At 39.6% G+C, this 12,217-nt stretch carries 10 protein-coding genes; 7 read left to right on the forward strand and 3 right to left on the reverse strand.

The window, feature by feature from the left end; genetic code table 11:
- Positions 1 to 32 precede the first annotated feature (32 nt).
- Positions 33 to 1,373, reverse strand: coding sequence for a carboxyl-terminal processing protease CtpB (ctpB, locus tag V7K79_RS24830; RefSeq protein ID WP_335051397.1), 1,341 nt, complete (start codon positions 1,371 to 1,373; stop codon positions 33 to 35).
- A 313-nt stretch (positions 1,374 to 1,686) separates the two neighbouring features.
- Between ctpB and V7K79_RS24835 the strand changes: the two genes are divergently transcribed.
- Positions 1,687 to 2,385, forward strand: a complete 699-nt coding sequence (locus tag V7K79_RS24835; RefSeq protein ID WP_335051399.1) for a YdcF family protein — start codon at positions 1,687 to 1,689, stop codon at positions 2,383 to 2,385.
- 954 nt (positions 2,386 to 3,339) lie between these two features.
- Positions 3,340 to 4,536 (forward strand): acyl-CoA dehydrogenase family protein, encoded by a 1,197-nt coding sequence (locus V7K79_RS24840; RefSeq protein ID WP_335051400.1) that lies wholly within the window; start codon positions 3,340 to 3,342, stop codon positions 4,534 to 4,536.
- 168 nt (positions 4,537 to 4,704) lie between these two features.
- On the opposite strand, the gene V7K79_RS24845 is transcribed toward V7K79_RS24840, so the two are convergent.
- Positions 4,705 to 5,907 (reverse strand): 3-dehydroquinate synthase, encoded by a 1,203-nt coding sequence (locus tag V7K79_RS24845; protein ID WP_335051402.1) that lies wholly within the window; start codon positions 5,905 to 5,907, stop codon positions 4,705 to 4,707.
- Between the two features lie 475 nt (positions 5,908 to 6,382).
- Here V7K79_RS24845 and V7K79_RS24850 point away from each other — a divergent pair, with 475 nt between their 5' ends.
- The gene (locus V7K79_RS24850; protein WP_335051404.1) at positions 6,383 to 7,264 is read left to right on the forward strand and encodes an EboA family metabolite traffic protein; all 882 of its coding nucleotides are present in this window, start codon (positions 6,383 to 6,385) and stop codon (positions 7,262 to 7,264) included.
- Here V7K79_RS24850 and V7K79_RS24855 read toward each other — a convergent pair.
- Positions 7,233 to 7,379, reverse strand: coding sequence for a hypothetical protein (locus V7K79_RS24855; RefSeq protein WP_335051406.1), 147 nt, complete (start codon positions 7,377 to 7,379; stop codon positions 7,233 to 7,235). The genes V7K79_RS24850 and V7K79_RS24855 overlap by 32 nt on opposite strands.
- Between V7K79_RS24855 and V7K79_RS24860 the strand changes: the two genes are divergently transcribed.
- The 4 genes from V7K79_RS24860 to V7K79_RS24875 all read left to right on the forward strand — a co-directional run bounded on the left by V7K79_RS24860 (position 7,378) and on the right by V7K79_RS24875 (position 12,087).
- A complete protein-coding gene (locus V7K79_RS24860; RefSeq protein ID WP_335051408.1) occupies positions 7,378 to 8,283 on the forward strand; it encodes a TatD family hydrolase in 906 nt (301 codons plus the stop codon). The two genes, V7K79_RS24855 and V7K79_RS24860, sit on opposite strands and share 2 nt — an antisense overlap.
- 109 nt (positions 8,284 to 8,392) lie before the next feature.
- The gene (gene eboC, locus V7K79_RS24865; RefSeq protein WP_335051410.1) at positions 8,393 to 9,325 is read left to right on the forward strand and encodes a UbiA-like protein EboC; all 933 of its coding nucleotides are present in this window, start codon (positions 8,393 to 8,395) and stop codon (positions 9,323 to 9,325) included.
- A 146-nt stretch (positions 9,326 to 9,471) separates the two neighbouring features.
- Entirely contained in the window at positions 9,472 to 10,698 is a 1,227-nt protein-coding gene (eboE, locus tag V7K79_RS24870) for a metabolite traffic protein EboE (protein ID WP_335051412.1), read from the forward strand.
- Between the two features lie 15 nt (positions 10,699 to 10,713).
- Positions 10,714 to 12,087, forward strand: coding sequence for an alkaline phosphatase family protein (locus V7K79_RS24875; RefSeq protein ID WP_335051414.1), 1,374 nt, complete (start codon positions 10,714 to 10,716; stop codon positions 12,085 to 12,087).
- Positions 12,088 to 12,217: the final 130 nt, after the last annotated feature.

Below are 12,217 nucleotides of genomic sequence, written 5' to 3' on the forward strand. Positions count from 1 at the left end.
AATATGTAAATACCTGGTAACAAATAACTCACTTAAAGTTTCAAGTCACCAGCGCGGCTCATGGGTCGAGTCGGTTGATTTGCTGGCGGCTGGGCAAAGTTGTTATTTGATAGAATTGCGATCGCTCGAGCATATTGGGGATCGCTTTTAGTTCCGATTAAATCTGGATTAGAAGCCAATTGACGCTCTTGTGCCTCTGTCAAGTCTAGCTTGATATCTGGTGTAATTCCTTTGTGGTTAATATCCGTTCCCGCCGGGGTGTAATAATGGGCAATGGTGACAGCCAAGCCGGAACCATCTGCGAGTTCATGAACTGACTGGACTAAGGCTTTGCCAAAGGTTTGACCACCTACAACTACCGCCCGCTTATTATCCTTGAGCGCTCCTGTAAGGATTTCACTAGCACTAGCTGAATTCCCATCCACTAAGACCGCCAAAGGACGATTTGTCAAAGCAGTACGATTGGCTTTAGTTTCCTCACTGCTGCCCACACGGTCTATTGTCTTGACAATTCCGCCGTTATCATACCACATCCGAGCAATTTCAATGCTCGCCTGCAACAAACCGCCAGGATTTCCTCGCAAATCTAAGACATAAGAATCAACTTTCTTAGTGTTCAAATCGCGGATAGCTCGTTGCATTTGGTCTGCGGCGTGGGCGCTAAATTCTCGCAAACGGATATAGCCAACGCGGCGATTCCCTTCTTGTCTGAGGGTATAGCGAACTGTTGGGACTTCAATACTTGCCCTTGTCAGCTTCAAATCAAAGGCATTTTGGCCTGCGCGTCCGAGCCGTAGCTTGATGGGAGTACCCGCTTTGCCACGGATTAGCTTAGAAGCATCATCCACTTTCATTTTGAGCGTGGGTTTGCCGTCAATTGCCAAAATTTCATCGCCTGCTTTTACCCCAGCTTTCAGCGCCGGAGAATTTTCTATGGCTTCGACAACGGTGAGACGCTGAGTTTTTTCGTTCACTTCCATCCGAACGCCAATACCAGAGACTTCCCCAGACGTTTGGCTAGTCAGAGCTTCAAACTGTTGGGGGTCCATGAACCGAGTGTAAGGATCTCCCAACTTTTGTAAAGCTTCGCGGATGGCAGTGTATGCTTCTTCCTTAGAAGAGTAATCTTTGCTCAACAGGGTTTGCCTAGTTGCTTGCCAATTTTGTTGATTAAATTTACCATCAACATATTCATGATTTACCAGTTGCCAAACTTGGTCAACTATCACTTTTGGGCTGTCTTGTAGGGCTAGAGCAGCACGGACACCACGAGTCCAAGCGGGGCCGAACACGGATATGGTAGCAGTTGTGGCGATCGCTCCACCAATCAAGGCTACTTGGAGCGGTGAGTAACTTTTCGCAGATTGGTTCATGTATACTTAGCTGGAATAATTGTGTTGTTGACAGTTTAGCAATCAGGCTTTACAGAAATTTTTAAGTTTTTATACCCCAGAATAAACTATGCTTATTCATCATTTTTATCCTTTTAATGATGCCAAAAATGCCGCATTAGTTATTAACAATCATTTCTCACTTTGTTAGTCTTCTCCGGAAGGCTATACTGAGCGTGTGACACTTTAATTAGCGTCATGTTTGCATTCTAGATTACTTTTATAAGATAGCACTTTGCTCATTCAATTGCAGTCTTGTTAGACAGCAGTAAAATCAGCTTTTCTTACTTAAGTCATGAAACGCAAAATTCCCATCAAATCATTAATTTCTATTAAAAAAAAATCTGCTAATCTGTGGCAATTGTTACAAAAACTCAGTGGTGGATTGTGTGTTGTCCTGGGTGTTTGGCTGATTTTTACTACTATAACCTTAGTTTTTGCTTCTTCGCAGCCGATAGATGCCTTCTTTGTGCTAGGTGGCAGTATTAGTCGAGAAACTTATGTTGCTCAACAGGCAAAACAATACCCACAAATCCCAATTTTAATTTCTCATGGTTCCCCAGATCCTTGTATACGGTTAATTTTTCAGGCGGAATTAGCAGAGTTGCAAAACGTTTGGTTAGAAAACTGCGCGAATTCTACCTTTGAAAATTTTTATTATAGTATTCCAATTTTGCGCCGTTGGGGAGTGCATAAAGTCATGTTGATTACCTCGACCAGTCATTTACCCAGAGCTAAATGGATGGCACAGATTCTTTTAGGCGCTCATGGTATTTGGGTAGAGCCAGAGATTGTTCAAGAGTTGGGTGTTCCTGGTAATCATGAATCTTGGGCTAAAACTGGATTAGATGTAACACGCAGCTTATTTTGGGCGATTTTAAGTCAAATTATTCAACCGCAATGCTCAAATGTCACAAAACTTACTGATGTAGATATGCAGGCTTGGGAGCAACGAGGTTTTCATTGTGAACACCAAGGAGGACTGACGAGATAACTTACTTGTAATGCCTACACAGACGAATTATCTTGACTACTTGCTCGGATTCAATGATCTCATATACCAACCGATGCTGTATATTTCTGCTGTAAGAATAAGTATCTGATAAGTCCCGACAGATGCAGCACATTAGCGATGCCTGCGGCGGGCTACGCCTACGCATCAACAGACTACGGGACGGTAGCAAGCTAGAAGAACCACTCTAGGCAGTTTTGAAGTGTTTGCGAGAGTTGAAACGCCCATATTTGACTGAGTTTGAGGAAAGGCTGTTGAGTGTGATAGAGAAAAAATACGGGGTTACATATTAAAATATTATGCTTAACGCCTTACGGCATCAAATGTTTGGTCAGTATAAGTAAATTATTCAGTACTAATAAAGAATTGACAAGTTTATCAAAGGATTCTTCATTGCGATCGCAGTTTAAATACTGTACCTTTTAAAAAGGTAGAAGATATTTAGTTAAATTTTTATTTACACAATATTTTAATTGTCTCTTTTATAAAAAGAAATAATGTAAGTTACACAAATTAAGGAGTTTTTAGACTAATTAAGATATTTAATAAAATTGAATTTAAGATTTTATAAAACTCAACAATTTTTTAAAATTGAGATTTTAAATTGTACGATGTTTATTTAATATATAGCTGGTTTAACTAGTTTTTACTTCAATTAATATTTGCTTAGATACAGTTATAGCAACAGCACAAACCATATATCCGTTTACTGACAACTATCGCACTAATGTTGACATTCATCTGATATCAGACAATATTTTATAGGTATTGAAGATAAATATGAGTATAGATGAGTGGATTCTAAAACTATTTTATCTTAATAGTTTTTCTATTTATTATATACAAAAATTATCTGGCAAAATACAATTATAAAATTTATTTTTTAATAATTGAAACAAAGCTAGATATTCGCGATATGGGAAAAAAAGACAAGACATGATTGACTTCAACCTGACTCAAGAACAGCAGATATTGCAAATACAAGCTCGTGACTTTGCCCAAAATGAAATTCAGCCTATTGTTCGTATAATCGAAGAGTCTAACAATCTAGAGATAGAACCTTGGGAATTTTGCCAAAATTTGTTCTATAAGGGATCTGAATTAGGATTTACATCCTTGATGCTTCCAGAAAAGTTAGGAGGTGTGGGGCGAAAGTGTATAGATTTGGCTATAGTCCTAGAAGAAATAGGCGTTGTGGATGTCAGCATTGCTTGTAGTTATTTCAATCTCACCGCAGCAATGTCACTGTTTGTCACTAGGGCAGCAACCACAGAACAACAAAAACGAATACTATCTTTTGTTAATTCTGGAAAACCCCATCTGTTTAGCGCCGCAGAGAGTGAACCTAATGTCGCCACCTCTGATATGTTCTGCGCGCTCCCAGACTCGAATATTGGGATGAAGACCTTTGCAGCGCGTGAGGGCAATACATACATCCTTAATGGGACAAAATCCTCGTTAGTCACAAATGCTGGAATTGCGGATGCGTATTTCATTATTGCCCGTACAGCGATGGATAAACCATTGCGCGAAAGTTTGTCTATCTTTTTCGTTCCAACTGATACACCTGGGATTAAGTTTGGCAAAAAGACACAGATGATTGGTTGGAAAGCCTCTCATCATGCTGAGATTAGCCTAGATAATGTCCCAGTCCCTGCACAAAATATGATTGGACAAGAAGGAGAAGCCGGAAAACTACTAATGTTGCTTCCAGAAGTAGCTATTGGGCTGGCAGCTTCTTATGTTGGTTTGGCTCGTGCTGCTTATGAGTATGCTTTGAGTTATGCCAAGCAAAGAGTCAGTTGGGGTCGTCCGATTATCGAACATCAGGCAGTGGCTTTAAAATTAGCAGATATGATGATTAACACCCAGGCTGCACGACTGCTGGTATGGGATGCAGCAGTTACAGCAGAAACTTCTCCCCAACTTGCCGCCACAATCAAAGCACCAGCTGCCAAGACTTTTGCAGTGGATGTTGCAATCAAAAACGCACAAACAGCCGTTGAAATTCTTGGGGGCTATGGGGTGACAAAAGAGTGTTTGGCTGGCAAGTTTCTTGCCGATGCAACTATCGGTTATTCCTGTGACTTTACCCGAGAAATTTTGCGTTTGGGGATGGTGAACTTTTTGTAATAACAAAGGAAGTATGTCAGCAGCTTCCAGATTTTCAGTTTGATCAAATTAAAGTGTTGAGTATCAAATACAATGACTTAGCCAATGAAAACTTTTTTAGTAAGCAATGGAAAAAGCGTAGTGGCTTGTTGTTAGACATCGCTTCTGTTGATTGCATCCAAAGGAGAATTACTGCAAAAGTTCCCAATCTTGCAGCATCAAAATAGCATCTCTATACAAAGAGAAATCCACCTGGTTAACTTCTATTCCTTCTCCGATTCCTTGTAGAAGGGTGATTGTCAATTTTCCTCCCAGGTGTTCGCGGAATTCCGTAAGTCCCCTAAATAGACAATGCGGATGGTCTAGTCGATCTAATTGCTCTGTTAATGCCGATACATACAAGATAAAACCTAATTTTTTGAGTGTAGTTAGAACCATTTGCCACTCAGATTGCAAGAGTTTACCTGTTAAATATGAATAGGTCGTGTCTAAAGCAATGCCGATCGCAACAGCTTCCCCATGACGTAGGCTGTAATTAGTTAAGTGCTCTAGTTTGTGAGCAGCCCAGTGTCCAAAATCTAAAGGACGTGATGAACCCATTTCAAAGGGATCGCCACTACCAGCAATATGCTCTAAGTGCAACTGGGAACAGCGATAAATCAATGTTTCCATTATGTCCATGTCTCGATTAGCCAATTTCTCGGCATTAGTCATAATGAAATTGAAGAAATCTGCATCTTTAATCAACGCAACTTTCACTGCTTCTGCAATACCCGATCGCCAATCTCGATCGTCGAGGCTAGTGAGAAAATCAAAGTCATTCAAGACAGCATAAGGTGGCATGAATGTGCCCAAAAAGTTTTTCTTACCAAAGGCATTGATTCCGTTTTTTACTCCTACACCCGAATCATTTTGTCCTAATACTGTTGTCGGTACTCGTAGTAGCCTAATTCCTCGATGAGCCGTTGTTGCTGCGTATCCTACCATGTCTAGGACGGCTCCACCTCCAATTGCTAAAACGTAGGAGTGACGGCACAATCCAGCTGTATTGATTTGCTGATGAATTTGCTCTATAAATCTAGAATCGTTCTTGACTGCTTCTCCACCTGGAACTATTATCGGCTCACCGCTCAGTGTTAGTACATCTTGATAACATTGAGCATATAGTGATAATTTTTTTAACAGCCCATCTTGATACTGTAAAAATCCTCCATCTACCACAGCTAATACTTGTTTTGGGGTTGTCTCTCCATCTGCGGCGATCGCTTGTGCAAGTAAAGGATTATCTAACTGAAACAGACCTTTCGTGAAGTGAACATCATAATTGAAGGTAACACGGACGCTTTGGTTAATTGGTTGCAGATTTAGAGAGCTTTTTTGTTGAATAATCATCTGAATATTATTGTTTTTAAGTAACTGTAAATATATCTACTACTGTAATTTAAAATCATCACAAAATAGGCATAACAAATTCATTAAGTAATTCAATGTTGAAATAAATTACTAAATAAATTTGTTTACTTAATTCAGAGTTTATAAGTGTATTTGCCTAGTGATAAAGTTAAAACTAAAATTCATCAATATATATTTTTTATTGCTGTATATATTTCATATCTGAAGTTTGTAATGAAGATCATTATTACATAAAATTCTAATTTTTTTCCGTAAGATAATTTTATGATTTATCTAATTAAAATCGTATCTTTACAGTATCTTCTTTAAAGTCAAGATATTTTTATAGATTCAGTAAAGTTACGATATTAGTAGGATATTATCTAACTGCTTCAAGCCCTAAATATCAGGTTTAGTGGTATATTTTATACTTAGTTGTCACAAAAAAGTTGGGCAACTTAATCCTGAATTTATCATGAGTAAAGTAAACCAATTACTACATCACTGGCTGTTAAAGTCTGTTTCAGAGAAAGCTTTTACTTGGTTGTCACAAAAACAGGCACAGATTGCTAGCGGCGCTGCTGAGAGAGTGTTTTTTACGGCTTTTAGTGCTGTGCCGCGTTATTTAGGTAAACAGGATTTGCAATTAACATTCCAGGACTTGGAAGCAGCAGAGAATGCGATCCCCGGCTGGTATCCTGGTAATTGGAGTGTAGATCAAGCAGGTCGCACACTTTTGCTTTTAACATTGTCCCACGATGATCCCCAAGGCTATGTGCGATCGCTCGATCGAGTTTTCTCCACTGCTGATATGGGGGAGTTAGTTGCTCTTTATCAAAGTTTGCCACTCTTACCACATCCAGAGTTACATCGCCATCGTACTGCTGAAGGAATTCGCAGCAATATGAGCAATGTATTCCAAGCCATAGCACTACGTAACCCTTATCCAGCGAATTATTTAGATAATGCTGCTTGGAATCAGATGGTGCTGAAGGCTGTATTTGTCGGCAGTCCGTTGCATTTAATTTCGGGTCTAGATAAGCGTGCTAACCCTGAATTGGCGAGGATGTTAACAAACTATGCTCATGAACGTTGGGCAGCTAAACGCACAGTTACGCCAGAACTTTGGCGGTCTGTAGGGCGGTTTGCCGATAGCGCAATCATCACAGATTTGGAAAAAGTACTGGTTAATGGGGATATACAAGAACAAGAAGCAGCAGCCTTAGCTTGTGCTGAGTCTCCTTTACCCCAAGCGCAAGCATTACTTTCTCATTACCCAGATTTACAGTCATCCATTCAACAAGGTAATTTGACTTGGAGCAGTTTTAGCCGCGATCGCCTTTTTGTTTACAAATAAAAGGGAGTAGGGATAAGCGGGACAAAGAAAATAACCAATCCCCAATCCCCAGTCCCCAATCCCCAATCCCCAGTCCCCAATCCCAATCCCAATCCCCAATCATTAAAACCATCATGTTCATCGATCCTCACATTCACATGTGTTCCCGTACTACTTACGATTACTTAGTAATGCGTGAATATGGAATTGTTGCCGTTATTGAACCAGCCTTTTGGTTAGGACAACCCCGAACCAACGCTGGCTCATTTAAAGACTACTTCAGTAGTCTTGTGGGCTGGGAACGATTTCGTGCTAGTCAGTTTGGCATCCAACACTATTGCACAATCGGCCTAAATCCGAAAGAAGCTAACAATGAAGCGCTAGCAACTGAAGTTATGGAATTGCTACCACTTTATGCCTGTAAAGAAGGAGTTGTTGCCATTGGTGAAATTGGCTATGACGATATGACAGAAGCAGAAGATAAATACTTTTGTCAACAGTTAGAATTAGCCAAAGAACTCGATATGTTGGTACTAATTCATACTCCTCACCGTAACAAGAAGGCGGGTGCTAGTCGGAGTATGGATCGCTGTATTGAATATGGCTTAGATCCTTCACAAGTAGTTATCGATCACAACAACGAAGAAACTGTTGAAGAAGTATTAGGACGCGGCTTTTGGGCGGCTTTCACAATTTACCCACAAACAAAGATGGGTAACGCTAGGATGGTTGAAGTTGTCCGTAAGTATGGACGCGATCGCATCATTGTAGATAGTAGTGCTGATTGGGGTATTAGCGATCCTTTAGCAGTCCCAAAAACGGCTCAGTTGATGTTAGATAGGGGCATTCCTGAAGAAAATGTGCGAGCAGTTTGTTATGAAAATGCCCTAGCTGCTTACAGTCAAACTGGGCAGATGAAAGCTTCAGACTGGCTCAATCCCCAATCTGTCGATCAGCGTCAATTGTTCAGTGGTAATTCTGTGCTGCGGGGACAAGAACCAGGAATTAAATCAGTTTCAGATTATGTGTTGATTGAGTAGAAAATTGGGGGTGGAGAATGGGGAGTGTGAAAAAGGAATTGCATAAATATCTAATTCATCTGTAATATGCAGTTTATTTTGAGAAATTACTAGGCATGGAGGCAGATAAGTGAATGTTGCAAGCTTAAATTTTCAAAGCTGGCGGGGTTATCTAGAATTGATGCGTCCGGCTAATATTGTTACTGCTTGGGCGGATATTCTTGTTGGTTTTGCTGCTTCTGGCTCTGGAATAATTTTTACTCAATTAATCAATGGCGAAGTAACTTTTGCCATACTAATTCCACTAGCTTGGTTGTTATTAGCTACAACTGGTTTATATGGCGGTGGAATAGTTTTTAATGATGTTTTCGATAGCGAATTAGATGCAAAAGAGCGACCAAATAGAGCAATTCCTAGTGGTCGCGTATCTCGTCAAAATGCTATTTTATTAGGAAGTATACTGTTTGCAATTGGAATTATAGCTGCATTTCAAGTATCGTTGTTGAGTGCTGCGATCGCTATTTTTATCACTCTTTCATGCCTCCTCTATAACTCACTCGCTAAACATCATCCTTTTTTCGGCCCTTTAAATATGGGTTTGTGCCGTGGTAGTAACTTATTATTAGGTGTAAGTGCTGTACCAGAAATCATCGGAGAACGTTGGTATTTAGCGCTGATTCCTGTTCTTTATATTGCTGCTATCACCGCAATCAGTCAGGGTGAAGTTCACGGAGGAAAGAAGATTACGGGAGTACTCGCGCTACTGCTAATTGCAATAGTTTTGACAGCAGTTTTAGCTTTAGGATTCTTAGAAGAGTATACAGCGATCGCAGCCTTACCATTCGCCATTTTATTAGCTATTAGAATCTTGCCTAATTTTATTAAAGCTGCGCGGGAACCGATAGCTGAAAATATCCGAAATGCTGTGAAAATAGGCGTTTTATCTTTGATAGTCTTAGATGCAACCATTGCATCTGGTTTTGCTGGTTTGTACTACGGTTTACTAGTTCTAATCTTGCTACCATTTTCGATGAAGTTAGCAAAAGTATTTGCTGTTACTTAAATTTGAATGTATACACCTAGTAATAGCATTAATCGGCTAGAGAGGCGCACATCTATGCGCCTCTAACTATGAATAAGTCGCAAGTAGTTTGCGAAATAGTTTAAGTCAAAGATAACAGATTACATATACAACGGATAAGCTAAAAAATGAAAATTACAAAAAACAATAATTTTCACATAACCTATTGCAGCAATATTCATCCTGGTGAAAGTTGGCTAGAAGTTTTCGCCAATTTAGAAAACTATATTCCCAAACTCAAATCACGTTTATCGCCTACAGAACCTTTTGGTATTGGTTTGAGATTAGCTGATATTGCCGCCAAACAACTTTTAGAAAGTAATAATTTAGCTAAATTTAAAGCGTGGCTGACTCAAGAAGATTTATATGTTTTTACCTTAAACGGATTTCCTTATGGCGGATTCCATCGACAGGTAGTAAAAGACCACGTTTATGCACCAGATTGGTCTATACAAGAACGTGTAAATTATACATTAAACTTGGCACAGATTTTAGCTGCTCTGTTACCCGAAGGACTTGATGGTGGAATTTCTACACTACCACTATCCTATAAACCTTGGTGGGTAAAAGACCAAGCAACTTTCGAGACAGTTCTGAAAAAGAGTTGTTTGAATATAGCATCAGTTGTTGTAGAAATGATTCGCATCAGCGAAGAAACAGGCAAGATACTTCATATTGATTTAGAACCTGAGCCTGATGGTTTAGTTGAAAATACGTCAGAAGTAATTGATTTTTATCAAAATTGGTTATTGCCCATTGGTGGTAATTATTTATCAGAAAGTTTAAATATTGAACAAACCTTAGTAGAAACTAAATTGTTAGAACACGTTCGTATTTGCTATGACACCTGCCATTTCTCAGTTGAATATGAGCAGCCACAATCGGTATTTACACGTTTGCAATCGGCAGGAATTAAAATTGGTAAAATTCAAATCAGTGCTGCAATTAAAGTAAAAATACCTGCTGAAGTTGAGAAGCGGAGTTTGATAGTTGAACGGTTACGTCCTTTTGCAGAATCTACCTATCTTCATCAAGTAATCGAACGTCGCAGCGATGGTACACTCCATCACTATCCTGATTTAATAACTGCATTACCAAATTTAGAGCAATCTCTAGCTGAAGAATGGCGAACTCACTTTCATGTCCCAATTTTTATTCATGATTATCAAATTTTGCAATCTACCCAAGATGATATTGCTACTGTTTTGCATCTACTTCAGACAAACGATGCTTGCTCCCATTTAGAAATTGAGACTTACACTTGGGATGTATTGCCATCAGAAATGAAAATAGATTTGCTAACTTCTATTCAGCGTGAATATGAGTGGGTATTAAAAGAATTTGCCGTAAATTAAGAAGAAACTAAATTTATGAAAAAAACAGTTATTATAAATGTCGTGGGATTAACGCCTAGCTTACTAGGAGAAAATACACCGTTTTTATCTTCTTGGGCGGCTAAAGGACAAGTGCTTCCCGTCAAAAAAGTGCTACCTGCTGTAACTTGTTCAGTTCAAGCTACTTATTTAACAGGAAAATTGCCTGATGAACATGGAATTGTCGCTAATGGCTGGTACTTCCGCGATGAATGCGAAGTGAAGTTTTGGCGACAATCTAATAAACTCGTACAGGCTCCCAAAGTTTGGGAAATAGCTAAATCAATCGATTCAAACTTCACTTGTGCCAACCTTTTTTGGTGGTACAATATGTATTCTTCAGTAGATTATGCGATTACGCCGCGCCCAATGTATCCCGCAGATGGGCGAAAATTACCTGATATTTATACCCATCCTGCTGATGTGCGATCGCAAATTCAATCTGATTTAGGAAATTTCCCTCTATTCGATTTCTGGGGGCCAAAAACTTCTATTAGTTCTAGTCAATGGATTGCCAATTCTGCAAAATGGATTGAGGAACGTTATAGCCCGACATTATCACTAGTTTATCTACCACATTTAGATTACTGTCTGCAAAAATTTGGTAACAATCAAACAAAGATTAAAGCAGATTTGCAAGAAATTGATGCTGTTTGTGGCGATTTAATTGAATATTTTCAAGCACGAAATACTCAGGTAATTATTCTTTCCGAGTATGGTATTACGCCAGTTTCTAAAGCTGTGGACTTGAACCGCGTACTACGGGAAAATGGTTTAATTGCTGTGCGAGAAGAATTAGGGCGAGAACTGCTCGATTTTGGTGCTAGCATTGCTTTTGCCGTTGCCGATCACCAAATTGCTCATGTATATGTGAACGATCCGGCGTATATCCCGAAAGTGCGATCGCTCCTAGAAGCGACTGAAGGCGTAGCGCAAGTATTGGATGAAGAGGGTAAACAAGCCTACCATCTCGATCATCCTAGATCGGGAGAGTTAGTGGCGATCGCTCAATCTGACGCTTGGTTTACCTATTATTATTGGCTCGATGATGCCAAAGCGCCTGATTTTGCTAGAACTGTAGATATCCACCGCAAACCTGGTTACGATCCTGTAGAACTTTTCCTCGATCCACAGATTAAATTCCCCCAAGGAAAAGTTGCTCTCAAGTTACTCAAAAAACAACTTGGTTTTCGCTACCTGATGGATGTGATTCCTCTGGATGCTTCTCTGGTGCGTGGTTCTCACGGTAACATCACCACATCTCCATCTGAAGGGCCTTTATTTATCACCCATCAAACTCACCTGGTTGACGAACATCAAATCGAGGCGACAGATGTTTGCTCGTTGATTCTCAAACATTTAGATACCTGAAAGACAGTAGAAAAGCAATATATTGCTTCTTTACATCATAAGCTGCTACGCAGCTAAATTTAATAAACAGCATTACCTTTGTTTTTAATCTTACGCTCCCATTTAATAACAAGACCTCCTTCATTTAGCA

The sequence above is a fragment of the Nostoc sp. genome (assembly GCF_036917575.1).
Lineage (GTDB): Bacteria > Cyanobacteriota > Cyanobacteriia > Cyanobacteriales > Nostocaceae > Nostoc.